The organism is Pseudomonas sp. D8002 (genome assembly GCF_013385695.1).
In the GTDB taxonomy this organism is placed as follows: domain Bacteria; phylum Pseudomonadota; class Gammaproteobacteria; order Pseudomonadales; family Pseudomonadaceae; genus Aquipseudomonas.
Genome location: NZ_JACAPM010000003.1, coordinates 144,352 through 170,705, shown reverse-complemented (window position 1 = coordinate 170,705; position 26,354 = coordinate 144,352). Strand labels below are relative to the sequence as shown.

The following is a 26,354-nucleotide window of genomic DNA, read 5'->3' as shown; positions in this document are numbered from 1 at the left end:
CAATCTTCAAAAGTATTCCAACTTGAACCGCACTGCCGCGCGGTGAGCCCCTGCCAACAGCGGCACTCCGTTGCCCACCAGGCGGAGCCTGTAATGAAGTGTCATGTCGCCATCAACCACCGGCAGCAGCGCCATCGGCACTCCCGGCACACTCACCTGGCCAGCGGCGTCCTCAATATGGAAAGCAACCCCCTGCGAGGCCCCAAAGGCCGCAAAGGTGCGCCCGCCCATATCGCTGGGCCCGTCGAACGTCACGCGAAGATGCTCCCAGTCCGGCAGCGTTTCGCCGGGGCGCAGCGGGTCGGGACGCGTCACGGTGCAGTTGACCAGCCGTAGCTGGAACGGCTGCATTTGCCCCGCGCCCTCTCGCAACAGGCGGCCGATGGGTTCGGGAGGCATGTCGATGGTCTGATCGGCAGTGACCGCTTCCAGCCCGCAGGCCGAGTCGATGATCTCGCCTCCCAGCGTGACGAGCCCATCGCCTTGCACACGCGTCTGCGCGGCATCACAAGGGCTGATGAACAACGTCAATGAAGAGGCAATAGCGAGACTTATGAATGTTTTCACCTTGATCTCCCGCCAGTTTTCCCCCGCCACCAGTGGTGGCGGGGGAAACACTTACTGATAAGCCAAGGTGAAGTTGGTGACTGCGCTGAAATCACCAGGAACGATGTCGCCTGTCGCCTGGCCTTGTACGTAGGCGCCGAACTGCAGGGTGTTATTACCGGCAACAATGGCCTGCGGAGTGGTTGGCACGCCCAGCTCAATCGCTTTGCCACCGTGGGTCATCATGATGCCGATGCCGCCCGCGCTGCCGACCGTGCCGATGCCGCCAGGCACAACGCTGGACGGTGCACCGGTGAAGGTAGTGGTCACGGTGTTATCGGTGAGGCCAGACAGGTCGCACCCTTCAAGCTCGATCGCCACGGGGCGGGCGGTGGACTTGCCGCCGGATTGCAACTGATGCTTTGCAATAGCGCCAAGTGCAACTGACTGATCCACAGACTCAGGCTTGATAGAGCAAGCACCCGAATGGACCGAACCGGTAAATGTAATCGTCCCGTCCGCCGCATTAGCAACAGAGATCGAACCCGCCAACAGGCCGACAGTCAACAGCGCAGCTTTTACTTTAGTCTTCATTTGCAGAGCTCACATGTATTAAAAATCAAAACGAAATCCTGGCTTAGTTGCGCACAGGACTTAATTAACCCAGCGCCAGAACAATTTCCCGAAGCAATGGAAATTGGATGCTTTCCAATTACTTGTATTGCAATTCAGGAGTTCGTTCGAGGCCGGGCAATTATCCATTTCGATTTTGAATATGAAAGCCGGTCGATTCGCTTATTCACGTAGCCTTGTCACACCAAGACACATAGGAAAATTATGGCACTTTGCCAAAACTTTTGAATCAACCGTAAGAAACGGACTACATCAACTTAACGAGAATGATTTAGTGCAGAACAAGTCCGTAAGAATAGGATTACATATTATAAAAAACAACAGTAATTACTGGGGCACGCCAACTAACAAGTTGGCGAATATGTCGAAAGGGTCAGTGCGCTGATCGGCCCGTTTCGAGCCCCGTCTCACAAGACGCGAGATGACCGTTCGTCTGCCGGGGTTGCGGCGGCAATAAGATATATCTTACGTTGTATCTAAACCAAACGAGAGCACCCAAAATGAGAGACCATCATTCACACCGCGACCCCGGTGACAGCCGCGACGGCTTCGACAAACGTCCAGGCCGCGAGCGCGGCGGCCGTGGCCCGCGGGTCTTCGCCCCCGGCGACCTGAAACTGCTGCTGCCGGCGCTGATCGCCGAACAGCCGTGCCATGGCTACGACCTGATTCGCCGGATCGAGACCCTGTTCGACGGCGCCTACAGCCCCAGCCCCGGCGTGATCTACCCCACGCTGACCTTTCTCGAAGAAAGCGAATTGATTACCGGCGACGCCGAAGACGGAAAAAAACGCTACACAATCACCGACGCCGGTCGTCTCTTCTTAAGCGAACAGGCGGTTGCCCTCGAAGGCATTCGCATGCGCATGGATGTGAGCAAACGTTCGCTGCGGGGCCAGGACCGTCCGCCGGAAATCCACGAGGCGGTGCATAACCTGCGCCACGCCTTGCATTCGCACCACGGGCGCTGGAGCCCGGAAGAAATCGTTCGTGTCGCGGCGCTGCTCAACAGCACCGCCCAAGCCATTGCCGACGGGAAAGCTCAATGAATACCCAAGCCATCCACCGCGTGACCCACGAAATCAAACGCCGCCGCCTCGAAGTCCTGCGGGTGGTCGACATCACCCCGCGCATGCGCCGCATCACCCTGGGCGGGCCGGAACTGGCGGGCTTTATCAGCCTGGGCAGTGACGATCACATCAAGCTGCTGTTCCCACAGAACGCCGCCGAACAAGCGGCGCTGGACAGCCCCGACTTCAACCTGCGCGGCGACGGCCCGCAACCCGCCATGCGCGACTACACCCCACGCCGGTACGACCTGGACATCGGCGAGCTGGACATCGACTTCGTGCTGCATGGCGATGGCCCTGCCTCCACCTGGGCCGAGCAGGCCAAGGTCGGTCAGCACCTGCACATCGGCGGGCCGCGTGGCTCGATGATCGTGCCGGATATCTTCGACAGCTACCTGTTGATCGGCGATGAAACCGCGATTCCGGCGATTGCCCGGCGCCTGGACGAATTGCCGGCGGGGCGCAAGGTATTGGCGGTGATAGAGATCGCCAATGCGGCGGAACAGCAGCCGCTGGTCAGCGCTGCCGAAGTGGAAGTGATCTGGGTGGTGCGCGGCCAGGATGACCTGCTCGAGACGGTGCAGAACCTGACGCTGCCGGGCGGTTCGCTGTACAGCTTTGTCGCCACCGAGAGCAAGCTGTCGCGCCAGGTACGGCGGGTGCTGCTGGACACGCACAACGTCAATGAGGCATTCCTCAAGGCCGTGGGTTACTGGCAACAGTGATCCCTGTAGGAGCGAGCTTGCTCGCGAAGAACCTGAGAGCGCCGCGTTAAACCAGACACACTGCGTTATCGTTAACGTTCTTCGCTAGCAAGCTCGCTCCTACAGATTTTATCCAGCCCCACCACCCCCAGAGCAATCAGCACAAACCCCACCAGAATCCCCCCGGCATTGATGAACACCTGTGGATAACCCAGGGTGTCCACGTTAATGAACGGGTACTGATACAGCCCCCACACATACCCGCGCAACAACACATAGGCGAAGTACACCACCGGGTAAATCACCCACAGCCCGATGTGTTTGAGGCGCAGACTGCCCTTGGGCACGCACCACCACCAATACGCGACAAACACCAACGGCATCACGTCGTGCAGCAGCTCGTCCGCCACAAACTGCACCCCCGCAGGCTGCCACATGTGGCGCAACAACAGGCTGTAGGCGAGGCTGACCACGACAATGCTCACGGCAATCCCGCTGCTGACTACGGGCCCGAGGAAGAACCGGCTCGCCGCGGTTGGCCGTTGCACCCACGCATGGGTCAACACCACCGCCACCAGGGTGTTGGTGAGCACGGTGAAGAAGCTGAAGAAATTCACCAGGCCCGGCAACAGGCTGGCGCCATCGACCCAGCGGAAGTAGAAAATGATGTACTGCTGCAGCGCCAGGCCGGCCCAACCGCCGAGGGCTGCGAGGCCGATAAGGTGACGTTTCACCTCAGTCCTCGACCGGTCGCTTGGTGCGCATCAACTTCACGTACAAACCTTCGACCTTCTCCCGCGCCCACGGGGTCTTGCGCAGGAACGACAGGCTCGACTTGATGCTCGGGTCACTGGAAAAACAGCGGATGTTGATGCGCTCGGCCAGGCCTTCCCATTGGTAATGCGCCACCAGCGCGGTGAGGACCTGTTCCAGGGTGACGCCGTGCAGTGGGTCTTTGTTTGTCGCGGTCATGCCGGGCCTTTTGTGCAGAAAAGAAGAAAACGAAGCCGCGCACCTTAGCGGACGGGCCGTGCGGGTGGAAGCGTTGCCTTCACTATAGGCCACTGTTCGATCGTTCCCACGCCCTGCATGGGAATGCCGAATTGGACGCTCTGCGTCCCTCGGTCGACGCAAGTTTTAACCCTGCGCAATGGTGACGCAGAGCGTCACGGCATGCATTTCCACGCAGAGCGTGGGAACGATCAGCGTGGGAGTGATCGAGCGGGGTTTGGGAAAGTTCCCCTTGGCAGGGAAAAAAGTGATGTTATATTGTAACGATAACTATCAAAGGGTATCGAATCCCTTACCGTTTGCAGCCTTCTCTTTTTGCCGTTTGCCAAGGAACGACCGATGTCCCTCTCTTCTCTCTGGCGCCTCACCCCGCTGGCCGCCGCCCTGTTGATCACCTCCCAGGCCAACGCCCTGGAACTGCAACCCCAAGTCATCACCGGCAACCCGCTGGGCAGCGAAACCCTCGCCTCGCCCACCACCGTGCTGGAAGGCGATGACCTGACCCTGCAACAAAAAGGCAGCCTGGGTGAAACCCTGAACAAGCAGCCCGGTGTGTCGTCGTCGTACTTCGGCCCGGGGGCCAGCCGGCCGATCATTCGTGGCCAGGATGGTGACCGCATTCGCCTCCTGCGCAACGGAGTCGGCGCGCTGGATGCCTCGTCGTTGTCCTATGACCACGCCGTGCCGCTGGACCCGGTCAACGTCGACCGCATCGAAATCGTGCGTGGCCCGGCCGCCCTGCTCTATGGCGGCAGCGCCATCGGCGGCGTGGTCAATACCTTCGACAACCGCATCCCCACCGAAGCCATCGAAGGCATTCACGGTGCTGGTGAATTGCGCTACGGCGGCGCCGACACCACCCGCAGCAGCGCCGGCAAACTGGAAGCCGGCAACGGCACCTTCGCCTTGCACCTGGACGCCAGCGCGCGGGAATTCAACGACCTGAAAATCCCCGGTTTTGCCCGCAGCCGCCATGCACGGCCAAGCGAAGACGGTGAAGGCAAGAACGGTCGCCTCGGCAACAGCGACGGACGCCAGGACGGTGGTGCAGTCGGCGGTTCCTACACTTGGGACGACGGTTACGCCGGGCTGTCCTACAGCAACTACGACAGCAACTACGGCTCCCCGGCCGAGCAGGACGTGCGCATCCGCATGAAGCAGGATCACTACGCCCTTGCGTCCGAAATCCGCAACCTGCAAGGCCCGTTCACCTCGGTCAAACTCGACGCCGGCTATACCGACTACAAGCACATGGAAATCGAAGGCGGCGAGACCGGCACCACCTTCAAGAACAAGGGCTATGAAGCCCGGGTGGAAGCGCGACACTTGCCGATCGGGCCGTTCAACGGCGTGGTGGGCGCCCAAGTCAGTCGTAATGAATTCTCGGCCCTGGGTGAAGAAGCCTTCGTGCCGCAGACCGATACCAACGCCGGCGCGCTGTTTATCCTCGAAGAAATGCAGGCCACCGAGCGCCTCAAGCTGAGCCTCGGCGGGCGCCTGGAACACACTAACGTCGACCCGGACGGCAAAGGCAACGCACGCTTCGCCAATGCCGACAAATCCGCCGACTTCACCGCCGGCAGCCTGTCGTCCGGCGCGGTGTACACCCTCACGCCGATCTGGTCCCTGGCCGCCACCCTCGGCTACACCGAACGTGCCCCGACCTTCTACGAGCTGTATGCCAACGGCGCTCACGTCGCCACCGGCACCTATGAACTGGGCGACGCCAACCTGTCGAAAGAAAAAGCCGTGTCCAGCGACCTGGCGCTGCGCTTCGACAACGGCACCCACAAGGGCAGCTTCGGCGTGTTCTACAGCCACTTCTCCAATTACATCGGCCTGCTGGGCAGCGGTCGCACCTTGAATGACGAAGGCGAGGAAGACGCCGGCGGCATCCCTGAGTACAAATATTCCGGTGTGCGTGCGCGTTTCGCAGGCTTTGAAGCCCAGGATCACATCAAGCTGGGGGAAGGTGCCTACGGCAAGTTCGCGCTGGAACTGTCGGGCGACTACACCCGTGCAACCAACCTGGACACGGGTGAAGCGTTGCCCCGCATTGCGCCGTTGCGTTTGAACAGCGGCCTCTTGTGGGAACTGGATCGCTGGCAGGCGCGGATTGACGTTGAACACGCGGCGGGCCAGGGCCGGGTGCCGGATAACGAAAGCGGCACCGACGGCTACACCACCTTGGGCGCCAGCGCCGGCTACCGCTTCAATGTCGGCGGCAGCCAGTGGCTGGCGTTCGTCAACGGCGAGAACCTGACGAACCAGACCGTGCGCTACGCCAGTTCGATCCTGCGGGACATCGCCCCTGCGCCGGGGCGGAGTGTGCAGGTTGGGTTGCGCACCACCTTCTAACTGACTGCACTCGGTTAAAACTGTGGGAGCGGGCTTGCTCGCGAAAGCGCAGTGTCAGTCAATACATGGGTGACTGACTCACCGTCTTCGCGAGCAAGCCCGCTCCCACATTGACTGTGCCCACTTCGAATAGGTGGTGGGGTTAGTACCGCGCATCCACGGGCTTACCCCCCTTCGGCCAGTCCTTCACCTTGTCCGGGAAATCCGGACGAGGTTGTTGGGAGAAGTACGCTGCCACATCCACCGCCTCCTGATCCGACAACCCGCCCTGCCCCAACGGGAATTTCTCGTGAAAACCGATCGGCATGTTGCGTTTGACGAACGCCGCCGCCGTGTACAGCCGCGCCATCCCCGCCCCGATATTGAACGACTGCTCGCCCCACAACGGCGGGTACACCAACTCGCCATCCGCCCGCGTCAACCCTTGGCCATTGTCGCCATGGCACACCGCGCATTGCCGGGCGTACACCTGCCTGCCATTCTGCATATCCGGCTTGATCGCCGGGTCGACCTTGCCCACCCCGCGCCCGGCGACTTTGTCTTCGGGCCTGGTGTTGTTTTTCATCCAGTCGAAGTACGCCACCATCGCCTGCATATCCGCCGATTCCGCTGGCAACGGCTTGCCATTCATCGAGCGACGGAAGCAGCCGTTGATCCGCTCTTCCAGGCTCACCACCTTGCCCGCACGCGGCGCATAGCTCGGGAAAAATGCCGAGACGCCCACAAACGGCGAACCATCCGCCACAGTGCCGGCGTTGAGATGGCAGCTGGTGCAGTTCAGCGAGTTGCCCACGTTATTGGGCAGCAGTTCCTTGGTCTGCAGGTGCAGGCGCATGCCGCGTACCACCTGATCGGTATTCGGCGCCGCCAACAATTCGGCCAGGCGTGGGGTTTCAAACGCTGACGAGTCGGTGGTGACCGGGTTGAGCTGGCCGCGCATTTTCTTCACTTGGGCAGCCGTGACAGGCGTGCCTTCGTTGCCCCAACGGCTGCGCACGAAACTGAGGATTTCAGCGATTTCCTGATCCGCCAACCGCGCAAACCCAGGCATGGTGTAGACCCGTGGATGGGCTGCGGTCTCGGCGGTTTCCCAACCGGTGAGGGTGATGTGCAGCAGTGACGTCGGGTTGTTCGAGGCAACGCTCGGGTTGCCGGCCAACGGCGGGAACAGCCCTTTCACCCCGCCGCCATCGCTGCGGTGGCAGTCACTGCAAAACTGCATATAGCCCAGGCCACCACGGCTGGTGAACAAGTCCTTGGGCGGTGCGGCGGGTTCGTGGGCCACGGCGGGCATCGGCAGGTCGTCCTTGCCCGGCGGCAGGGATTTGAGATACGTCGCGATGGCGGTCAAATCGGCATCGGTGAAGTGTTGGGTACTGTGATGAATCACATCCGCCATGTTGCCCGCGACCGTGGCAAAGCGGTTCTGCCCGGTCTTGAGCAATTGCACGGTGTCGTCCACCGTCCACAGGTTGCGCAGGCTCAAGGCGCGCCAGTGCTCGACAGTCGCACCGGCCAGGTAATGCCGGCCACTGCGGCCCGCGTCGCTCATGGCTTTTTCCTGGAAGGCGATGCCGCGCGGGGTGTGGCACGAGCCGCAGTGGCCCAGGCCCTGGACGAGGTAGGCGCCACGGTTAAGCACGTCATCCTTCGCCGGGTCCGGCACGAATGGTTGCTTGTCGAGAAACGCCAAATTCCACAACGCCAGGCCCCAGCGCTGGTTGAACGGGAAGCCCATCTCGGCGTCCAGGTTGGGTTTGTTCACCGCCTCCACGCCCTGCATCAGGTAGGCGAACAAGGCGCGCATGTCGCCTTCGCTCATCCTCGCGTAGGACGGGTAAGGCATCGCCGGGTACAGGTTCTGCCCGGCCGGCGTCACGCCTTCACGCATCACCCGGTCGAACTGCTCGAAGGTGTACTGGCCGATGCCGGTGTCACGGTCCGGGGTGATGTTGCTCGAGTAGATCGTGCCCATTGGCGTGCCCAGTTCAAGCCCGCCGGCCATTTGCGCGCCTTGCCTGGCGGTGTGGCAGGCGATGCAGTCGCCCAGTTGGGCAACGTATTTGCCCTGTTCGATCAGCGTGGGGTCGGCTTCGTTGGCGTGCAGGGGAAGGGAAAGGCACAGCACCACCCCCACAAGGCCCAGACGTGACAGGGGAAAAATCATCGCACTATTCCTTTAATAACCCGGCCTGGGGCGGTCCCCTCGGCGCAGGTCTGCAATCGTTTTTATTGGGTCATCAGGCAGATAACCGGGGCATGGTCAGCCCCAGCTTCGTTGTAGCGGATTTTTTGCGCGCGGCCCTTGATGTGGATCAGGCGGCATGTTCTACAGTGGAACTGAAATTGACTAATTGACGCGGGCATCGATGTCGGCGAGGAGAGCAAGGATGCGTTATTCACCCTTTGTGGGGCGCATTGGCGGCGAATCCGTCAGTGCCTGGGATATTCACTACGCCGCCGCCGAAGCCCAACTGCGTGGCGAAGACGTGATTGTGCTCAGTGTCGGCGACCCGGATTTCGCCACACACAGCGCGATCTGTGAAACCGCCGTGGACGCCCTGCGCGCCGGCGACACCCACTACACCCCTGTGCTCGGCCGCCCGAAACTGCGGGAAGCCATCGCAGCCCGGCAGAGCCTGCTGCAAGGGATTACGGTGCACGCCGACAATATCGCCCTGGTCGCCGGCGCGCAGAATGGCCTATTCGCGGCCTGCTTGTGCCTGTTCAGCCACGGCGATGAAGTGCTGGTGCCGGAGCCGATGTACCTGACCTACGAGGCCTGTGTCCAAGCCTCGGGGGCACGCATTAAAACCGTCGAACAACCGGCCGCCAACGGCTTTCGCCTGACCCGCACCGCGCTGCAAGCCGCGATTACCGACAAGACCCGGGGCATCGCCCTCGCTACACCGTGCAACCCCACCGGCAACGTCTACTGCCGCGAAGAGCTGGAAGCTGTCGCCGAAGTGGCACGCGCCCACGACCTGTGGGTGATTTGCGATGAAGTGTATGGGCAGCTCATCTATGACGATCAACACCTGAGCATCAGCGCATTACCCGGCATGGCCGAGCGTACGGTGGTGCTCAACAGCCTGTCGAAAAGCCACGCCATGACTGGCTGGCGGGTAGGCTGGGTGGCAGGCCCGCCCACGTTGATCAGCCATCTGGAGAACTTGCTGCTGTGCATGATTTACGGCCTGCCAGGGTTTATCCAGGCGGCGGCGATCAAGGCACTGGAACTGGATGAGGCCTTGGTCAGCGATGCCCGTGCGGTGTATCGGCGCCGGCGTGACCTGGTGGTGAACGCGTTGAGTGCGATCAGCAAGCTGGACTGCCGAGTCCCCCAGGCGGGCATGTTCATGCTGGTGGACGTACGCCGCACCGGGCTCAGCGGCCGGGAATTCGCCTGGCAACTGTATCGCCAGACCGGCGTATCGGTGCTTGACGCCCAGGCGTTTGGCCCCAGCGCCGAAGGGTTTGTGCGGGTTTCGTTTACCGTCGCCGATGACACCCTCAGGGAGGCTTGCCAGCGCATTGCCGGCTTCGTCGAAGGGCTTGGGGCCAACGCCGCGCCTTTACGTGATCGCCGATAACGGGCATAAAACGCCCTTTGCCCCGTTCGAAGGACTGCCATGTCTCAAGGATTGACCTATCGCAAGGCGCACCTGGATGACCTGCACACCCTGTGCGTGCTGGGCCAGCCGCTGAACCGCCTGCACCACCAGGAACGGCCCGATATCTACCGTGACGCCACCGACCAGGTGGAGCGCGACCAGTCCCATTGGCGGCCCTGCCTGACCAGCCGGGTTCAGGCGGTGTTTCTTGCCGAGCAGCACGGCGTTGGTGTTGGATTTATCACCGCGCAAATCATCGAGACCGCCAGCCCGTTGTTGCAGCCGCTGCGTGTTGCCAGGATCGGCTCGATCTGCGTGCTGGAGGCACACCGCGGCCAGGGCATTGGCCGTGAACTGATGGCGCTCGCCGAACGCTGGGCCATCCGCCAGGGCGCCCGGGATTTGCGCCTGACCGTCTGGGCCTTCAACGAACCGGCGCAGCGGCTGTACGAGGAATTGGGCTACGAAAAACGCGCCTTCGAAATGGGCAAGCGCCTCGGTTAAATCGATGGACAAGCCACGCGCGGCCCGGCGAATATCGACGCCCAACTTCATCAGGCACGGACGCTGACCATGCTCGACATTCTTCAGGGCACGCCCCTTTGGGTGTACGCCGTTTATCTGTGGATCTGCTGGTACGGGATCAAAGCCACCCGCGGCAGCCGAGAAAACCACCGGTCACTGGTTATCCTGCCGGTGGTGCTGGTGATCTGGTCGCTGCTGTCCATTGAACATTCAACGCTGTCGATCGGCTGCTGGCTGGGCGGTGCCGCCGTGGGCTGCCTGTTGGCGATGGCGATGTTCACCGCCAAGGGTGCAAGCCTCGATGGCCACACGCTGGTGCTGCCCGGCACCTGGAAAATCCTGCTGATCTCCCAACTGTTCTTCGCCGTGAAGTATTACCTCGGTTACCAGCACGCCGTGCACCCGTTGCTGTCGAGCACCGCGCCAATGCTGGCCCTGGCGGGCGGGGCTTCGGGTTTTACCGTTGGGCTGTTTTGCGGGCGGGCGATCAAGCTGCAGCGGGCGTTGGCATCATTCAACCGCGATGAGGGCATTGTGCTGCCTTGACCTGATCCCCCTCCCCGCTGAAAATGCGCGACGCTTTTCCCGTCTCCCCGTTTACTGAAGTAGTGAAATTTCAATGTCTGATTCCCGCACCGAAGAATCCGTAGTCGCCTTGCAATCCAAAGCTGAATACGAAAACGCCATCAATCTTTCACAGCACGTGCCGGCGGCCAAGACCATCAGTGAAATGGTGCTGGACGCGTTCCACACCTCCAAGGAAAGCGACCAGATCCGCGAGCTGCGCGTGGCCATCCGCCAGGCCCACGACGCTTTCGACGACGACAAGGCCTACGACCTGATGGGCGAGCTCAAGCAGCTCAAGGACGCCGAAGCCGCCGACAACGCCGCCCTCGAAGACCTGAACAGCAAGTTCTCCATCAGCCGCATCCTGTCCAGCTTCAAGGACGACCCGGAGTTCCAGGAGCTGGTCTACGGCCTGGCCCTCAAGGTGCTGAACCAGACCCACCAGGCCATCAGCAACCCGAGCGCCGGCAAAGGCAAGGCTTCCCGCCCGAAGAAGGAAGTGGAAGTGTTCGCCATCAGCAAGGACGGCATCAGCGTCACCCTGCCGCTGCGTTCGCCGCGCTCCAAGCCGAACGTGGACCGTGAGGCGTTTGAATTCCTCGGCTTTACCTTTGTCGGTGAAGGTGACGAGGCGGAACTGGAAGTTGAAACCTTTGTGGATAACTCGGGCGCCGAGCAGCCACTGACGCGTAAATGCATCATTACGGCATTGCAGCAGCAAACCGCATTTGATGGCTACAGCATCGCCCAGCAGTAACCCGATCTAAATGTGGGAGCGGGCTTGCTCGCGAAGACGCTGGGTCAGTCACGTATGCATTGACTGACACTCCGCTTTCGCGAGCAAGCCCGCTCCCACATTTGACCTGCGTCGCAGCGAATTCAGCCTACGACTTGAGCCGCAAATACCTCGCGAAACCGCTGCATCTCATCAGCGTTGCCCACGGTGACCCGCACCCACTGCGGCCAGTTTTGCCACACGCGCCCAATCTTCACGCCCTGCTCGCCCAGCCGCTCGATGACCTGTTCCGCCGGACGGCGCACATCAATCATGAAGCAGTTGCTGTGAGACGCCGTGCAGGTGAATCCGCGGTTTTTTAGCCAGGCCACCGTCTCATCCCGCAACCGGGTATTGAGCGCCTTGCGCGCCGGCACCAGTTGCGCATCTGCAAGGCTGGCGCGGGCGCCCAGCAGGCTGGCGGCCGCCGGCACGTTGTCCCCGCCAAACACCGCCAGTTGTTCCAGCAGCTGCGGATGACCGATCGCAAGCCCCAGGCGTGCGCCGGCCAGGCCGTAGATTTTCGAGAACGTGCGCAGCACCAGCAAGTCGTCATGGTCCTTGACCCACGCCACACAACTGGGTGCGTCACTGAAGTCGATGTAGGCCTCGTCCACCAGCAAAATGCTGCCCTGGGGTTTGCGCGCCAGTGCCTGTTCGATGGCCTTGGCGGGTGTAAGGGTGCCGGTGGGATTGTTCGGGTTGCAGAGGTAGATCAGGCCGGGCTGGCGGTCAACGGTGAGCATGGCGGGAAGGTCATGGGCGTGATCGGCGTTGAGGTCCACTTCATGCACCCTGGCCTTGCACGACTCGGCTGCCTGGCGCGGAACTTCGTAGGAAGGCGTGGCCATCACCAGGCTGCGGGTTTCGCTGGTAAACGCCAGCACCGCGTAGCGCAACGCAGCCATGGAGCCGGCGAACACCGCCACCTGCTCCTCCAGAATGCCCTGCTGCCGGGCAAATTGTTCAACCAGCGCGTACATGTCCGGGTACGGGTAGCGCCCCGAAACGGCAATACCGCGCTGCATGGCCTGCCGCGCAGCCGGCGAGGGCCCGTAGGGGCTTTCGTTGTAGTTGAGCAGCACCTCGGGCGCCGCCACGGCGGGGCTTGCCTCAGCCCAGTCCAGGCGACCCAGCAACGGCAAGGCCGCGCCCAGTGCGATCAGGGAACGACGACTCACGTTGACCATGAAGACCTCTCCTTGTCGGCTCGCAGCTTCAGGTGCGGGATTCGCCCCCGTTCCTGCAATTGGGTATGACGAGGAAAACAGCCGGTGATTTACCCAACCAACAAAAAGCCCCGCACTTCATACCGAAGGCGGGGCTTTTGCGTTTCCGGCTAGTTGGAATGAAAACGCCGGTTCAACGCGATCCGCTTGGCCTCCACTGCCCGCAGGTGTTTGTGGTGACGGCGCCACAGCAACAGCACGATGATCAGCACCAGCACCACCAGGCCACCGCCCCACAGCAGGTACGGCATGGCCGTGATCAACAACGGCGCATCCCCACCGCGACGCAGGCTGGTGACTTCTTCGGAACTGACGCTCAGCGCCGGGTTGCCGAAGGTGTGCAGGCTGTAGTTGGCGATGGCGGCGATTTGCGCGTCGTTCAGGTCACCGCCCAGGGCCGGCATGCTCACGGCGCCGTCGGCACCTTTGCGGTCGATGCCCGCGATGATCGCCATCACCAGGTTGTTGGCCTGGTTGCCGTTGAGCGCGGTGTTGAGGCTCAGGGACGGGTAGAACTTGTCAGCCGAGCCCTGGCCATCGCGGCCGTGGCAGCTGGAGCAGGCCGAGTTGTAGAGGCGTGCGCCATCCAGTCCGGTGGCGTCGGCCAGTGAGGCTTGATCGCCCTGGCCGGTTTCCAGGGTGCTCATGTCCACCGGCTTGACGTCACGCACCACCCGCTCGGTTTGCCCGGGATCGCGGATCGGCGGCACGCTGTGCAGGTAGGTGGCCATGGCATGCAGGTCGCTGTCGCTGAGGTAGCGGAAGCTGTTTTCCACGGCTTCGGCCATGCCGCCCGCGGCTTGGGCCTTGTCGGCGAGGTGACCGTTTTTCAGGAAGTTGACCAGGTCATCTTCGCTCCAGTCCCCCAGCCCGCTGACCTTGTCGGAGGTGATGTTGGGCGCAACCCAGCCCCCCAGTTTGGCGCCGGCCAGGTACTGGCTGTTGTCCTCGGCCATCAAGGCATTACGTGGGGTGTGGCAGGCGCCGCAGTGGGCGAGGTTGTCCACCAGGTACTGGCCACGGCTGGTCTGTTCGGTGGCGCCGGGCTTGGGCACGAAACCCTGGCTGTCGAGGAACACCAGGTTCCAGCCGAACATCAGTTGGCGGATGTTGAACGGGAACGCCAGGTGCGTTTCCGGCACCGGCTGGTCCACGGCTTTGACGCCCTGTTGCAAGTACACGTACAAGGCGTGGATGTCGTCATCGCTCATGCCCTGGTAAGAGGTGTAGGGCATCGCCGGGTACAGGTGCTGGCGCTTGGCGTTGATGCCTTTGCGCAAGGCGTCCGCCAGTTGCTGCTCGGTGTAGTCGCCGATGCCGTAGGCCTTGGACGGGGTGATGTTGCTGGAGATGATCTTGCCCATGGGCGAGTCGATCACATACCCGCCGGCCAGCGGCGCGCCGCCATTCTCGGCGGTACGGTGGCAGGCTTCGCAATCGCCGGCACGGGCGACATAGGCGCCCTTCTCGATCAGCGCGGCGGTGTCTTCAGCGGCAAACACCGGCAACGCGGTGAGCAGCAAGGCCAGCAATGGAAATTTAAGCAATCCCATGACCTAGACCTCCCGCGCAATGATGTCGGCCATACGGATACTCAGCGCCACGCCGGCCAGGGTCGGGTTGATGGTGCCGGAGGCCGGTATCACCCCGGTGGTGGCGAGAAACAGGTTGGCGTGGTCGTGGGTGCGGCACTCGTGGTTGACCACCGAATCCTTGGGGTTGGCGCCCATGATCACGGTGCCCATCAGGTGGTCGCGGTTCTGGTAGCCGGTGTTGTCTTCCACCACCGTGCCGCCCATCAGTTGCACGAAGTGCGCATAGTCTTCAGTGACGCCGGCCTTGGCCGCCTTCACGTAGTCGCCCACCTCGTAGTTGACCACCAGCATCGGAATGCCCAGGGCGTCCTTGCGGGTGCGGCTCGGGCGCACGGTGTTGGTCTGCAATGGCAGGGTTTCATACACGGTAGAGACGTCGACCCAACGCGCCGCATCGTGGCGGATGCGTTCGTCCAGCTCCTTGCCGTACACGCCCTGGGCGATCAGCCGCTTGGCCACGGCAATGTTCGGCACGTTGTTGGAGATCGAGTGTTTGACCGAGGCCCGCTCCTTGCGGAACTCGCCGTCGCGGCGGTTGAAAATCCCGCCCTGCTGCACCGCGCCGCGTCCCGGCCACAACGGCTCGTCGGCGATAAATTGCAGGCCCTGGCCGGTGTGGTCCATCAGGTTGCGACCGACCTGGTCGGAGGAGTTGGCCACCTCGGAAATCAGCAGCAGCTTGGGGGTTTCCAGGCCGTGGGCGGCAACGATGAAGTACTTGGCAGTGAGCCGCACATCGGCGCCGGTGGAGCTGCGGTAATGGATGGCGACGATCTTGTCGTCCGCGCCTTTTTCCAGCTTGTAGGCGGTGGCGTCGGTGATCAGCTTGGCGCCGGCCTGTTCCGCATGGCGGGCGTGCACGTCGCCGCTGTACATCGCGCCGATGGGGCAGACCGGCATGCAGTTGTTGTTGCCGCTGCACGCCGGGCGCCCGTCGTAGGGTTCAGTGGCACGGCCATTGGGCTCATGGATAAAGTGATACCCCGCCGGGGCCATGCGTTCGCGCAGGCGCTGGAACAGGTAGGTATCACCTTCCGGCGCCATCGGGTACGGGCTTGAGCGTGGCGGGAACGCGCCGCCGCCCTGCCCGCTCTGGTCCTGGGTGTCACTGCCGCATACGCCCAGGGCAATTTCCGCACGCACGTAATAGGGTTCCAGCTCGCTGTATTCCAGCGGCCAGTCGCGACCTACGCCGTAGAGCGTCTTGAGTTTCATATCGTTGGGCAAGTAACGCCAGCACGCTGCCGCCCAGTGCCAGGTGGTACCGCCCACCAGTTTCAACATACCGGGGCGGAACTCGAAAGAACCGGTGTTCTCGATGTATTGCTCATCGTAAGAATGATGGGCCCACGGTTCATTCGGATAGGGTGAGTTGTAATTGCCCTTGTTCGACGAATTACGGAAGTTCTCGACTATCTTCCAGCGGGGAATATGTTCACCGGCTTCCAGAATAATCACTGACTTGCCGTGCCTGGCCAATTCAAATGCTGCGTTACTGCCTAATGCGCCGGAGCCAACCACAATGACATCGGCGTCAAAATCCTGATTCATAAAAGTGCCTTGTCTTAGTCGTTGGCCAGCGTGGCCGGAGGATTGACCCAGTAATTGGTTTTTCCCCGGGAGTACGTCGGGATCACCGTGGCGTCCGCGGTCGGCGCATAGGCCAGGGCGCCGGTGAAGGTGACCAGGCGCGTGCCGTCGGTGGCGCGCAGGGACACCGGCGTGCCGGTGTAGCCCAGGTACCAGGCGGAGACGATTTTCTGCGTCGTGTCCTTGATCACCGGGTCGGCGTAGAACGGGCTGCCGGACAACTGGCCGACGTTGCGCAAGTGATGCTGGCCAACCTTGCTCCACAAGGCTTTGATCTTCTCGGGGAATGCAGGGTCGTTCCGGGTGCACTGGGCCAGGATGCGCAAGGACAAGGCGGCATCCAGGTTCGAGCGTTCGAGGAGGAACATCGACAGTTGGCGGAAGGATTCAATGTCGTCGCTGGCGGCGCTGCTGACTTCCTGCGCCAGCGCGGCACCTGCCCACAGCGGGGCAAACAGGCCAGCACCGGTCAAGGCTGCGCCTGAATACAGGAGTTTTCTTCGGGTTATCACGGGATATCTCCTCATGAGTCGAACAACTATCGGCGCACGGGCCTAGTTCGACTTCACTGCAAAAGGCTGAGTACTTCGTTCACGGAGGTTGAACGGACTTTAAGAGCCCTTTTTATAACTGCCAGGAGAACGCCAAGCTGTCGTGCAGCTTGTTAATGATGAGAATGAGCAACAACGCGACCGTCTATAACAGCCGCTTAAACACCGTACAGCAATTTATCCTGCAATAACATGAAACATCCATTTGGATGTTTGCTCAGTTGTGCAGGTAATCCGCGAGGGGATACTTCGCGCACAAGGCTTGAGCCTGCAAGCGCAGGGATTCCTGTGCATTCGGATCCAGGGTGAACTTGTGCTCGTTGAGGGGCGTGACCGCATCGAGTACCCGGCACACCAGTTCGACGACCTGCCGACATCCATCGGCGTCGAGCTGGCGTTGCGCCAGGGAGCCGGTGCCGATACACAACCCGCCAGCGACGAATGATGGTCGCGTCTCTCCCGGTGCCCGATGCTTGTCCACGATGATGCCGCACTGCTCCAGCGCCGCCTGGGCGATGGCGCCGGTGATGCCGCCACGCAAGCGAATCAGCACCGAGTGGTTTTCACTGCGCCCGCCCACCACCTCGTAGTCACAGGCCTGGAACGCGCTGGCCAGTTCGTCGGCCGTGGTGCGAATACGCGCCATCCAGGCGTCGAAATCCGCGGACATGGCGTAGCCGAACGCCACCGCCTTTGCCGCGATCATGTTGAAGGCCGGTGCGCCCTGCATTCGTGGGAACACGGCTTGATCGAGGAGCCGGCTGAAGCTGGTCTTAAGGCCCGGCACCTTGGTTTCGGCGTCGCGACCGGAAAGGATCAGGCCGCCACGCGGGCCGCCCAGTTGTTTATGGGTGCACAGCGTAGTGACGTGGGCTGCGTCGATCGGGCTCGGATGGCGCCCGGTGGCGACCAGGCCGGCGATGGTCGAAATGTCCGCCAGCAGGATCGACCCGGCTTCGTCGGCAATCCCACGCAAGCGCGCGAAATCAATGGTGTGCGAGTAGGCCGTCGCCCCGCAGATGATCACGCGCGGGCGATGGGCCAGCGCCAGTGTGCGCACCTGGTCGTAATCGATAACACCCTTGGAGGTAGTGCCGTACCGGAGCGCCTTGTAGTTCGCGCCGGTGAACGCGACGGGGCTGGCGTGGCTCAGATGCCCGCCATGATCGGGGGCCATGCCGAGCACGGTGTCTCCCGGCTCCAGCAAGGCCGCCAGTACCTGATAGTTGGCAGTCGACCCCGAGTGTGATTGCACGCCTGCGTATTGCGCACTGAACAGCTCACGCGCTCGGCGCACAGCCAGGGCTTCGACCCGGTCGGCATTCTCGCAGCCGGCGTGATGACGCCAGCCGGGCGTGCCCTCGGCGGTCACGTTGACCAGCAGCGAGGCGGACGCCGCCAGGATATTCGGCCTCACTGCGCAGGACGAAGCGGCCAGCGACAGCGTCTGGTGTTGGCGCGTGACTTCCGCATCCAGCAACGCTGCCAGCTCCGCGTCTTCTGCCCGTAGATCCGCCAGCCCTCGTTGCAGCAGGTCGGCCTGGTGGGTAAGTGGTTGCGTGTCGACTGCCATTGTCCTGTGTTCCTTCCCTGAAAATCCCGTGCGCCTTTCCGTTGGGCGCAGGGCAATTAAGCAGAAAAATGAACATTTTCCAAATTAAATGATTCTTTTTGGCCGCACACAGGGGGACAAGACGCGGTTTTTCCTGGCTGAATGCTGGCCAATCGCCAAAAAACTGATCACGGTCTTTATTCTTGTGGCAGGCGCATGCAACACTTCGCGCCGCGGCGAAGCACGCACCCCCAGCGCAACATGGACGCTCTGTGTAGAACATAAGGAAGTGGTGGGCATTTGATTCACAGAAAAGAACGCACCGAGTATTTGAAGAGCAATATCAAATACCTGATCAAGAGCCGCGGAGAGACGCAGCTGTCGTTGTGCAATGCGGCCGGCCTGACCAGAACCACGATCTACAACATTCTGGAAGGCAAGGTCGTTAACGTACAGCAGTCCACCATCCGCAAGATCTCGGATTTCTTCGGCGTTTCCTATGAAGAAATCGAGACCCTCGACTTCGAAGAAAAAGAGATCATCGACAGCAGTATTTCCCCCCAGGGCAACATGAACCCTGCTGCCGTGCCGATCATCAAGCAAAGCCAGGTCATGGCGAGCATGGACAAGCGCATTGGCGAACTCGCCACGCTGTACCCGCTGACCTACTACTTCGGCACTTCCTACAACTTGATAGCCGTGCTGCTGGAACATGCGATTGCCGGCGTCAACGAGCCGGGCGATTTGTTGATCGTGCAGAAAGGGACGTCGAGCGACGACAAGGAAAAGTTGGTGTACGACAGGCTCAGCAAAAAACTATTTATCACGGATCAAGCGTGTGTCAGCTCGGATCGTATCTGTGTGGTGGGAGATATCATCGAGGAGCGCTTCAATGACAACGTATGAGCACGAAGTCGAGAACAGCAAATACAAGTTGCTGGGGTTCGAGAATGACAAGAGCCTGGCGGTGATCATGGTGATCGCCACGGGCAAGATCATTCGGATAAAGCTGAGCGAAGTGCTGAACAGCGAAATCATGGACAATTTAAATAAAATGGAAGTCAAGAACATGTACAAGAAGTTCTACTCACAGGGCGGAGCGCTGACCGCGTACGACCTCAACGACCGCAACGAGAACTCATGGATGATTTACATCATCCTGAACCTGCTGCTCTTTACGTTCTATATCTTCACCAGCATCGCCGCGACCAAACCTATTTACCTGGAGTCGCTGGGCATTATCGTCACGCCCGGCACGTTCCTTTACCCGCTGACGTTTCTGATCGTGGACTTGCTCAACGAACAGTTCGGCCTGCGGCTGGCGAGACGGGCCATCCTGTTTGCGTTTGCCAGTAACGCGATGATCATCATCCTGCTCTACGGCTCGACCTTCCTCCCCGGTTTGCCAGGCTGGAAGCTCGACGGGCCTTACAACGACGTGATCATCCAGGTGTCGTCGGTGCTCATCGCCTCTTCGGTTTCGTTCCTGGTGTCGGAGAACATCAACTCGTACCTGCTGTGCAAGATCAAGGAGCTGACCAATTCCAGGTACCTGTTCCTGCGGATTTTCCTGAGTACGTTCTTCGCGGTGATCATCGACAGTTTCCTGTTCTGCTTCATCGCGTTCTACGGCGCCATGCAGACCAGCGACATCCTGAACATGATCTACGTGCAGATTGCGATCAAGGTCTGCTTTGCCTTCTTCAACATCCTGCCGGCCTATGGCGCCCGCTCGCTGTTCAAGCGCTACATCACGGGCGATACCCAGGCCCAACCGCACGCCAGCTGATGATCGTTCCCACGCTCTGCGTGGGAATGCCGCCTCGGACGCTCTGCGTCCGCCTTCGTGACGCGGAGCGTCACGGGATGCATTCCCACGCGGAGCGTGGGAACGATCGACAGGTCTGCTTTGCCTTCTTCAATATCCTGCCGGCCTATGGCGCCCGCTCGCTGTTCAAGCGCTACATCACGGGCCCAACTGCACGCCAACTGATGATCGTTCCCACGCTCTGCGTGGGAATGCCGCCTCGGACGCTCTGCGTCCGCCTTCGTGACGCGGAGCGTCACGGGATGCGTTCCCACGCGGAGCGTGGGAACGATCGACATCACGCCAGTTTGCTTTTCAGGCTCTGCATGACGGCTGCCTTGTTTTCGAGGTAGTCGTTCAGGCCACGTGCGCGAAGGTTGCACGCGTCGCAGTTGCCACAACCCGTACCGATAATGCCGTTGTAGCAGGTCAGGGTCTGGTTGCGGATCAGGTCCAGCTGCTGGTGATCGTCCGCCAGGGCCCAGGTCTCGGCCTTGTTCAGCCACATCAACGGCGTTTCCAGGCGCACGTCGTATTCCATGCCCAGTTGCAGCGCTTTGTTCAGCGCCTTGACGAACTCGTCCCGGCAATCGGGATAGCCGGAGAAGTCGGTTTCACACACCCCGGTGATCACCGTTTCCGCCTTGACCTGGTAGGCGTAGATCGCCGCGAGGGTCAGAAACAGAATGTTCCTGCCAGGCACGAAGGTGCTCGGCAAACTCTCGCCCGAGCTGTTCACCGTGGGTACCGGAATGTTGTCGCGGGTCAGGCTGCTGATGGCCAGCTCGTTCAACAGCGACACGTCCATCACTTTGTGAACGGTGGCGCCCAGCTGTTTGGCGAGTTTCTGTGCGACTTCGATTTCCGCCACATGGCGCTGGCCATAATCGAAGGTAATGCAGTGCACCTCGTCATACAGCGCCAGTGCCTGGATCAGGCAGGTGGTCGAATCCTGCCCACCACTGAATACGATAACGGCTTTTTTACTCATCACGCTGCTTCCTGCATTTGTAAGATTTGGCATAGTTTAAAGGCCCCTCAATAAAAAACCCCGCGCTTCTTTCGAAGGCGGGGTTTTTTACTGCTCGATCACTCAGTGAGCGTACGTCAGCAGCAACTCTTTCGGCACCTGGAAATCCAGGGACATCATCACGCTCAAGGCGGTGATGGTGAAGATCGAGAAGACGAACAGCTTGCGTGCCCAGACGGTGTCATCCACCGCCTTGTAGCCGGTCCAGGCCATGTACAACCAGTACATGCCCATGGCGGCGGCAACGGCGAGGTAGCTCATGCCGGCGTAGCCACTGAAGGTCAACATCAAGGTCGCCACGAGGAAGGCCAGGATGTAGAGCAGGATGTGTTTTTTGGCGACCTTGATGCCACGCTTGACCGGAAGAACCGGAATCGAGGCAGCCAGGTAGTCGTTGAAGCGGAAGATCGCGATGGCATAGGAGTGCGGCATCTGCCACAGGCTGAACATCACCAGTAGCACCAACGCGGCCATGTCGAAGCTATTGGTCACAGCCACATAACCAATCACCGGCGGCATCGCCCCCGACAGACTGCCCACCAGCGTGCCGTGAACCGACTTGCGCTTGAGGTACAGGCTGTAGAAGCCGACGTAGATGACAAAGCCGATCACGGCAAACAGCGCCGCCAGCGGGTTGGCCACCTTGTACAGCAACACCACGCCGGCGATACCCAGGATGGTCGCGAAGATCAGTGCCAGTTTCAGGGAGATAAGGCCCTGGACCAGCACACGATTCTTGGTGCGTTCCATCTTGATGTCGATATCGCGGTCGATGCAGTTGTTGAATACACAACCGGAAGCTACCACCAGGGACGTGCCGATCATCGCAGCCAGGAAAATGGCCAGATCGACATGCCCCTTGGAGGCCAGGAAGAAACCGCCTGCCACAGAAAGCACGTTACCGAAAATGATCCCCGGTTTGGTGATTTGGATAAAGTGCTTAAGCGACATCGGGTCTTACCTCACTTCGCCATCATGAACGTATGGATGCTGAACATGATCCATACCGACAGGCCAACCAGCAGGAGGATCACCAAACCTGCGAACACGAACGCAATCACGTTATCGCGCTGAGCCTTCGAGCGGTCCAGGTGCAGGAAGTACACCAGGTGAACCAGGACCTGGATCACCGCGAACGCCAGGACGATCATCAAGGTGATCGACTTCGGCAAGGTTGGGTACATCACCAGGCCGAACGGGATCAGCGTCAGGATGACCGACAGGATGAAGCCAATGGCGTACGACTTGACGCTGCCGTGGCTGTCATCATGGCTGTCATGGGAATGTGCATTAGCCATTACAGAGTCCCCATCAGGTAGACAACGGTGAAGACGCAGATCCAGACCACGTCCAGGAAGTGCCAGAACAGGCTCAGGCAGCTCAGGCGAGTCTTGTTGGTGTTGGTCAGGCCATGTTTGTTGACCTGATACATCATGGTCGCCATCCAGATCAGACCGGCAGTCACGTGCAGACCGTGGGTGCCTACCAGCGTGAAGAACGCCGACAGGAAGCCGCTACGGTGCGGGCCGTAACCTTCGGAGATCAGCAGGTGGAACTCGTTGACCTCCATGCCGATGAAGCCCAGGCCGAACAGGAAGGTCAGTGCCAACCAGCTCAGGACGCCTTTCTTGCTGCCCTTGTAGAAGGCCAGCATGGCGAAGCCGTAGGTGATCGAGCTGAACAACAGCAAGGCGGTTTCGCCGAGCACGTAAGGCAGTTCGAAGATGTCGTGGCCCGACGGGCCACCCGCTACGTTGTTTACCAGTACCGCGTACACCGCGAAGATCGACGCAAACAAGATGCAGTCGGTCATCAGGTAGAGCCAGAAACCGAATACGGTCATTGGCCCCGAGTCGTGGTGATGGTCATCGTGCCCATGGTCATCGACATGGGCGTGTCCAGCATTGGTCACTAAGTTCGACATGGTTTAAGCCTGTTCCAACGAGGTTTCAACACGGTTGGCCGGGATCTTCTTCTCGGCAACCAGGCGAGCGTGTTGCTCGGCTTCGATGCGTTCGATCACGTCGACCGGCACCATGTAGCCTTGGTCATCACGGGCAGCGTGAACGATGAAGTAGCCGATGGTGCCCACCAGGCTCACGATGGCCAGCCACCAGATGTGCCAGATCATCGCGAAACCGAACACGGTCAACAGCGCGCCCATCACAACGCCGGTAGCGGTGTTGTTAGGCATGTGGATCGGTTCGTAACGCGCAGGCTTCTGGTACGCAGTACCGTCTTCCTTGGCTTCGGTGAACGGATCGATGCTGTCAGCCTTCGGCAGTACGGCAAAGTTGTAGAACGGCGGTGGCGACGAAGTCGACCATTCCAGGGTGTGTGCATTCCATGGGTCGCCGGATTCGCACATGTTCTGCTTGCGATCACGCACGCTGACATACAGCTGGATCAGCTGGCAGGCGATACCCACAGCGATCATCAGTGCACCCACCATGGCAACGTACAGGTACGGTACCCACTCAGGGTTGGTCGTGGCGTTCAGACGACGGGTCATGCCCATGAAGCCCAGAGCGTAGAGCGGCATGAACGCGACGAAGAAGCCCGAGATCCAGAACCAGAATGCAGCCTTGCCCCAGCCTTCGTGCAGCTTGAAGCCGAACGCTTTCGGGAAGTAGAAGCTGAAACCTGCGATGTAGCCGAATACTGCGCCGCCGATGATCACGTTATGGAAGTGAGCAATGACGAACAGGCTGTTGTGCAGTACGAAGTCAGCACCCGGGATAGCCAGCAGTACGCCGGTCATGCCGCCGATCGCGAAGGTCACCATGAAGCCCAGGGTCCACAGAACCTGGCTGGTGATACGCAGACGACCGTGATAGATGGTGAATAGCCAGTTAAATAGCTTCACCCCCGTCGGGATGGAAATCAGCATCGTCGCCAGTCCGAAGAACGCGTTGACGCTGGCCCCCGAACCCATGGTGAAGAAGTGGTGCAGCCAAACCATGAAGCCCAGTACCGAGATCGCGCCCGAGGCGTAGATCATCGAGTGGTGACCGAACAGGCGCTTGCCCGAGAAGGTCGAGATCACTTCGGAGAAGATACCGAACGCTGGCAGGATCAGGATGTACACCTCAGGGTGACCCCATGCCCAGAACAGGTTCACGTACATCATTGGATTGCCACCAAGTTCATTGGTGAAAATGTGGAAATCCAGGTAACGGTCAAGCGACAGCAACGCCATGGTTGCAGCCAGGATCGGGAACGATGCAACGATCAGTACGTTGGCCCAGGTGCAGGTCCAGGTGAAGATCGGCATGTCCATCAGCTTCATGCCCGGGGCGCGCATTTTCAAGACGGTGGCCAGGAAGTTGACCCCCGTCAGTGTCGTCCCGAGTCCTGATAACTGTAGCGCCCAGATGTAGTAATCCACACCCACGCCCGGACTGTAGGCCAGGCCCGACAATGGCGGATACGCAACCCAACCGGTCTTGGCGAATTCGCCGACGCCCAGGGACAGGTTGATCAGCACTACGCCGGATACCAGCAGCCAGAAGCTCAGGGAGTTCAGGAACGGGAACGCAACGTCACGCGCACCGATCTGCAGCGGCAAGGCAAGGTTCATCAGGCCGGTGAAGAAAGGCATCGCCATGAAGATGATCATGATCACACCGTGGGCGGTGAAGATCTGGTCATAGTGTTCAGGAGGCAGGTAGCCAGGCGAACCCTCGGTGGCCATGGCCAACTGGGTACGCATCATGATGGCGTCGGCAAAACCACGCAGCAGCATGACCATGGCAACGATGACGTACATGACGCCGATTTTCTTGTGGTCGACCGAAGTCAGCCACTCGGTCCACAGGTAGGTCCACTTCTTGAAGTAAGTGATACCTGCAAACAGTGCCAGACCACCCAGCGCGATCATGGCGATGGTCACCATCACGATCGGCTCGTGGAACGGGACCGCATCCCAACTTAATTTACCAAACATCGTTTACTCCTCTGCCCCAGCAGTTGAATGCGAGCCCGTGTCAGAACCTTCAACCGCGGCCACTTCTTTCTTCTCGTGCTCGATCGGCTTGCCTGGCTTCATACCTTCGTACTTGTCGACGATTTTCTGAAACAGGTCCGGCTCGTACGTGGAGTACAGGGCGACTGGGTTGTTCTGGCTTGGTTTGGCAAGGGCGTCGTATTCAGCTTGATCAAGCTGTTTAGGTGCGGCCTTGACTTCGGCTACCCAGGCGTTGAAATCTTCCTGGCTAGTCGAGATCGCTTTGAATTTCATGCCGGTGAAGCCAGCACCGCTGTAGTTGGCGGAGATGCCTTCCATTTCAGCTTTCTCGTTCGCGATCAGGTGCAGACGGGTCTGCATGCCTGCCATCGCGTAGATCTGGCCACCCAGTGCAGGGATGAAGAACGAGTTCATCACGGCGTCGGAGGTGATCCGGAAATTAAGCGGGGTGTTCTCCGGGAACCGGATCTGGTTCACAGTGGCGATACCCAGGTCCGGGTAGATGAACAGCCACTTCCAGTCCAGCGCGACCACTTCGATGTTGATCGGCTTGACGTCGGAGTCCAGCGGACGGTAAGGGTCCAGCTCATGGGTCGACTTATAGGTGATGTAACCCAGGGCGATGATGATGAGGATCGGCACCAGCCACACCGCGATTTCAATCTTGGTGGAGTGCGACCACTTCGGCGCATAGGTGGCGCTGGTGTTCGACGCGCGGTATTTCCAGGCGAACGCGAACGTCATGATGATCACGGGCACCACGACCAACAGCATCAGCAGGGTTGCGGTGATGATCAGGTTGCGTTGATCCAGACCGACCTGACCTTTAGGGTCGAGCAAGGTCCACTTGCAGCCTCCCAGCATTAACATCATGCCAAGCAGCGGCAAAAAGCCTAGTAATCGGGGGTACCTGTTTTTACTCATCTCACGACCTCTAAAGCAGCTTGCGCAATGCAGTTGGGTTTTGATCGCCAACACTTCACCCTGCCAAGGGTTGGCATTTCTCTTCGATTGAATAAGGGCCTGCCCGTCGCACCTTGCGCGAATCGACACGTCCCGGGCTAGCGGTGAGTTCTTATTCGAATTCGTTGGTCAAAGGCCTTGTTACAGACCAATTCCATTTGGTGCGGATAGTTGAAAGGCTGCCGGCACCTGGGGTCGCATGAAACGTTACATCCGCTTCTCGACCGCCCTAGTTTGCTCAGGGGTGAGCAGCACCGGACATTCAGT

The 26,354-nt window shown here is 60.3% G+C and carries 25 protein-coding genes; 9 read left to right on the top strand and 16 right to left on the bottom strand.

Annotated elements, in window-relative coordinates:
* Positions 1-6: 6 nt before the first annotated feature.
* Positions 7-567, bottom strand: a complete 561-nt coding sequence (locus HX807_RS01225; RefSeq protein ID WP_023659209.1) for a fimbrial protein — start codon at positions 565-567, stop codon at positions 7-9.
* A gap of 51 nt (positions 568-618) precedes the next feature.
* Positions 619-1,140: a fimbrial protein gene (locus tag HX807_RS01220; protein ID WP_023659208.1), complete on the bottom strand. Its 522-nt coding sequence runs from the start codon at positions 1,138-1,140 to the stop codon at positions 619-621.
* A gap of 539 nt (positions 1,141-1,679) precedes the next feature.
* On the opposite strand from HX807_RS01220, the gene HX807_RS01215 reads away from it, so the two are divergent.
* A complete protein-coding gene (locus HX807_RS01215; protein ID WP_003216412.1) occupies positions 1,680-2,228 on the top strand; it encodes a PadR family transcriptional regulator in 549 nt (182 codons plus the stop codon).
* Positions 2,225-2,974 (top strand): siderophore-interacting protein, encoded by a 750-nt coding sequence (locus HX807_RS01210; RefSeq protein ID WP_177049073.1) that lies wholly within the window; start codon positions 2,225-2,227, stop codon positions 2,972-2,974. The genes HX807_RS01215 and HX807_RS01210 overlap by 4 nt, the downstream gene beginning before the upstream one ends.
* 71 nt (positions 2,975-3,045) lie before the next feature.
* On the opposite strand, the gene HX807_RS01205 is transcribed toward HX807_RS01210, so the two are convergent.
* Together HX807_RS01205 and HX807_RS01200 are read right to left on the bottom strand one after the other, a co-directional pair.
* Positions 3,046-3,687, bottom strand: coding sequence for a Pr6Pr family membrane protein (locus HX807_RS01205; protein WP_177049072.1), 642 nt, complete (start codon positions 3,685-3,687; stop codon positions 3,046-3,048).
* A gap of 1 nt (position 3,688) precedes the next feature.
* A complete protein-coding gene (locus HX807_RS01200; protein ID WP_003216406.1) occupies positions 3,689-3,925 on the bottom strand; it encodes a VF530 family DNA-binding protein in 237 nt (78 codons plus the stop codon).
* Between the two features lie 378 nt (positions 3,926-4,303).
* Here HX807_RS01200 and HX807_RS01195 point away from each other — a divergent pair, with 378 nt between their 5' ends.
* Positions 4,304-6,322, top strand: coding sequence for a TonB-dependent receptor (locus tag HX807_RS01195; RefSeq protein WP_177049071.1), 2,019 nt, complete (start codon positions 4,304-4,306; stop codon positions 6,320-6,322).
* A 142-nt stretch (positions 6,323-6,464) separates the two neighbouring features.
* Here the strand turns inward: HX807_RS01195 and HX807_RS01190 are convergent, their stop codons facing one another.
* Positions 6,465-8,489, bottom strand: coding sequence for a c-type cytochrome (locus HX807_RS01190; RefSeq protein ID WP_177049070.1), 2,025 nt, complete (start codon positions 8,487-8,489; stop codon positions 6,465-6,467).
* A gap of 223 nt (positions 8,490-8,712) precedes the next feature.
* Here HX807_RS01190 and HX807_RS01185 point away from each other — a divergent pair, with 223 nt between their 5' ends.
* The 4 genes from HX807_RS01185 to HX807_RS01170 all read left to right on the top strand — a co-directional run bounded on the left by HX807_RS01185 (position 8,713) and on the right by HX807_RS01170 (position 11,785).
* Positions 8,713-9,915 (top strand): pyridoxal phosphate-dependent aminotransferase, encoded by a 1,203-nt coding sequence (locus tag HX807_RS01185; protein ID WP_177049069.1) that lies wholly within the window; start codon positions 8,713-8,715, stop codon positions 9,913-9,915.
* 39 nt (positions 9,916-9,954) lie between these two features.
* A complete protein-coding gene (locus HX807_RS01180; RefSeq protein ID WP_177049068.1) occupies positions 9,955-10,440 on the top strand; it encodes an N-acetyltransferase in 486 nt (161 codons plus the stop codon).
* A gap of 69 nt (positions 10,441-10,509) precedes the next feature.
* Positions 10,510-11,007, top strand: a complete 498-nt coding sequence (locus HX807_RS01175) for a hypothetical protein (RefSeq protein WP_003216397.1) — start codon at positions 10,510-10,512, stop codon at positions 11,005-11,007.
* Between the two features lie 73 nt (positions 11,008-11,080).
* The gene (locus tag HX807_RS01170; protein ID WP_177049067.1) at positions 11,081-11,785 is read left to right on the top strand and encodes a hypothetical protein; all 705 of its coding nucleotides are present in this window, start codon (positions 11,081-11,083) and stop codon (positions 11,783-11,785) included.
* 122 nt (positions 11,786-11,907) lie between these two features.
* On the opposite strand, the gene HX807_RS01165 is transcribed toward HX807_RS01170, so the two are convergent.
* From HX807_RS01165 to glyA, 5 genes are all read right to left on the bottom strand, one after another.
* Positions 11,908-12,993, bottom strand: coding sequence for a pyridoxal phosphate-dependent aminotransferase (locus tag HX807_RS01165; RefSeq protein ID WP_177049066.1), 1,086 nt, complete (start codon positions 12,991-12,993; stop codon positions 11,908-11,910).
* A gap of 149 nt (positions 12,994-13,142) precedes the next feature.
* A complete protein-coding gene (locus tag HX807_RS01160) occupies positions 13,143-14,585 on the bottom strand; it encodes a cytochrome c (RefSeq protein ID WP_177049065.1) in 1,443 nt (480 codons plus the stop codon).
* A gap of 3 nt (positions 14,586-14,588) precedes the next feature.
* Positions 14,589-16,178, bottom strand: a complete 1,590-nt coding sequence (locus HX807_RS01155) for a GMC family oxidoreductase (protein ID WP_008435597.1) — start codon at positions 16,176-16,178, stop codon at positions 14,589-14,591.
* Between the two features lie 14 nt (positions 16,179-16,192).
* Positions 16,193-16,729 carry a sugar dehydrogenase complex small subunit gene (locus HX807_RS01150; protein WP_023659207.1) on the bottom strand — a complete coding sequence of 179 codons (537 nt, stop codon included), beginning with the start codon at positions 16,727-16,729 and terminating at the stop codon, positions 16,193-16,195.
* 256 nt (positions 16,730-16,985) lie between these two features.
* Positions 16,986-18,341, bottom strand: coding sequence for a serine hydroxymethyltransferase (gene glyA / locus HX807_RS01145; protein ID WP_177049064.1), 1,356 nt, complete (start codon positions 18,339-18,341; stop codon positions 16,986-16,988).
* A 279-nt stretch (positions 18,342-18,620) separates the two neighbouring features.
* On the opposite strand from glyA, the gene HX807_RS01140 reads away from it, so the two are divergent.
* Positions 18,621-19,226 carry a helix-turn-helix transcriptional regulator gene (locus tag HX807_RS01140; RefSeq protein ID WP_003216382.1) on the top strand — a complete coding sequence of 202 codons (606 nt, stop codon included), beginning with the start codon at positions 18,621-18,623 and terminating at the stop codon, positions 19,224-19,226.
* A complete protein-coding gene (locus HX807_RS01135; RefSeq protein ID WP_003216380.1) occupies positions 19,213-20,109 on the top strand; it encodes a queuosine precursor transporter in 897 nt (298 codons plus the stop codon). Before HX807_RS01140 ends, HX807_RS01135 begins: the two co-directional genes overlap by 14 nt.
* Before the next feature lie 316 nt (positions 20,110-20,425).
* On the opposite strand, the gene queC is transcribed toward HX807_RS01135, so the two are convergent.
* The 6 genes from queC to cyoA all read right to left on the bottom strand — a co-directional run bounded on the left by queC (position 20,426) and on the right by cyoA (position 26,048).
* A complete protein-coding gene (queC, locus tag HX807_RS01130) occupies positions 20,426-21,118 on the bottom strand; it encodes a 7-cyano-7-deazaguanine synthase QueC (protein ID WP_003216378.1) in 693 nt (230 codons plus the stop codon).
* A 102-nt stretch (positions 21,119-21,220) separates the two neighbouring features.
* Positions 21,221-22,108: a heme o synthase gene (cyoE, locus tag HX807_RS01125; RefSeq protein WP_003216376.1), complete on the bottom strand. Its 888-nt coding sequence runs from the start codon at positions 22,106-22,108 to the stop codon at positions 21,221-21,223.
* Between the two features lie 11 nt (positions 22,109-22,119).
* The gene (gene cyoD, locus HX807_RS01120) at positions 22,120-22,455 is read right to left on the bottom strand and encodes a cytochrome o ubiquinol oxidase subunit IV (protein WP_003216374.1); all 336 of its coding nucleotides are present in this window, start codon (positions 22,453-22,455) and stop codon (positions 22,120-22,122) included.
* Entirely contained in the window at positions 22,455-23,081 is a 627-nt protein-coding gene (locus HX807_RS01115) for a cytochrome o ubiquinol oxidase subunit III (protein ID WP_008435616.1), read from the bottom strand. The genes cyoD and HX807_RS01115 overlap by 1 nt, the downstream gene beginning before the upstream one ends.
* 3 nt (positions 23,082-23,084) lie before the next feature.
* Positions 23,085-25,103 carry a cytochrome o ubiquinol oxidase subunit I gene (gene cyoB, locus HX807_RS01110; protein ID WP_003216371.1) on the bottom strand — a complete coding sequence of 673 codons (2,019 nt, stop codon included), beginning with the start codon at positions 25,101-25,103 and terminating at the stop codon, positions 23,085-23,087.
* A gap of 3 nt (positions 25,104-25,106) precedes the next feature.
* Positions 25,107-26,048, bottom strand: a complete 942-nt coding sequence (gene cyoA, locus HX807_RS01105) for a ubiquinol oxidase subunit II (protein ID WP_008435619.1) — start codon at positions 26,046-26,048, stop codon at positions 25,107-25,109.
* Between the last annotated feature and the right edge of the window lie 306 nt (positions 26,049-26,354).

Bases quoted from the DNA above. Each gene is read 5' to 3' on its own strand.
- cyoE (WP_003216376.1), bottom strand. From the start codon at position 22,108: ATGTCGCTTAAGCACTTTATCCAAATCACCAAACCGGGGATCATTTTC.
- HX807_RS01170 (WP_177049067.1), top strand. From the start codon at position 11,081: ATGTCTGATTCCCGCACCGAAGAATCCGTAGTCGCCTTGCAATCCAAA.
- HX807_RS01190 (WP_177049070.1), bottom strand. From the start codon at position 8,489: ATGATTTTTCCCCTGTCACGTCTGGGCCTTGTGGGGGTGGTGCTGTGC.
- HX807_RS01180 (WP_177049068.1), top strand. From the start codon at position 9,955: ATGTCTCAAGGATTGACCTATCGCAAGGCGCACCTGGATGACCTGCAC.
- cyoB (WP_003216371.1), bottom strand. From the start codon at position 25,103: ATGTTTGGTAAATTAAGTTGGGATGCGGTCCCGTTCCACGAGCCGATC.
- HX807_RS01215 (WP_003216412.1), top strand. From the start codon at position 1,680: ATGAGAGACCATCATTCACACCGCGACCCCGGTGACAGCCGCGACGGC.
- HX807_RS01165 (WP_177049066.1), bottom strand. From the start codon at position 12,993: ATGGTCAACGTGAGTCGTCGTTCCCTGATCGCACTGGGCGCGGCCTTG.
- glyA (WP_177049064.1), bottom strand. From the start codon at position 18,341: ATGGCAGTCGACACGCAACCACTTACCCACCAGGCCGACCTGCTGCAA.
- cyoA (WP_008435619.1), bottom strand. From the start codon at position 26,048: ATGAGTAAAAACAGGTACCCCCGATTACTAGGCTTTTTGCCGCTGCTT.
- HX807_RS01185 (WP_177049069.1), top strand. From the start codon at position 8,713: ATGCGTTATTCACCCTTTGTGGGGCGCATTGGCGGCGAATCCGTCAGT.
- HX807_RS01115 (WP_008435616.1), bottom strand. From the start codon at position 23,081: ATGTCGAACTTAGTGACCAATGCTGGACACGCCCATGTCGATGACCAT.
- cyoD (WP_003216374.1), bottom strand. From the start codon at position 22,455: ATGGCTAATGCACATTCCCATGACAGCCATGATGACAGCCACGGCAGC.
- HX807_RS01135 (WP_003216380.1), top strand. From the start codon at position 19,213: ATGACAACGTATGAGCACGAAGTCGAGAACAGCAAATACAAGTTGCTG.
- HX807_RS01195 (WP_177049071.1), top strand. From the start codon at position 4,304: ATGTCCCTCTCTTCTCTCTGGCGCCTCACCCCGCTGGCCGCCGCCCTG.
- HX807_RS01200 (WP_003216406.1), bottom strand. From the start codon at position 3,925: ATGACCGCGACAAACAAAGACCCACTGCACGGCGTCACCCTGGAACAG.
- HX807_RS01220 (WP_023659208.1), bottom strand. From the start codon at position 1,140: ATGAAGACTAAAGTAAAAGCTGCGCTGTTGACTGTCGGCCTGTTGGCG.
- HX807_RS01160 (WP_177049065.1), bottom strand. From the start codon at position 14,585: ATGGGATTGCTTAAATTTCCATTGCTGGCCTTGCTGCTCACCGCGTTG.
- queC (WP_003216378.1), bottom strand. From the start codon at position 21,118: ATGAGTAAAAAAGCCGTTATCGTATTCAGTGGTGGGCAGGATTCGACC.
- HX807_RS01175 (WP_003216397.1), top strand. From the start codon at position 10,510: ATGCTCGACATTCTTCAGGGCACGCCCCTTTGGGTGTACGCCGTTTAT.
- HX807_RS01155 (WP_008435597.1), bottom strand. From the start codon at position 16,178: ATGAATCAGGATTTTGACGCCGATGTCATTGTGGTTGGCTCCGGCGCA.
- HX807_RS01210 (WP_177049073.1), top strand. From the start codon at position 2,225: ATGAATACCCAAGCCATCCACCGCGTGACCCACGAAATCAAACGCCGC.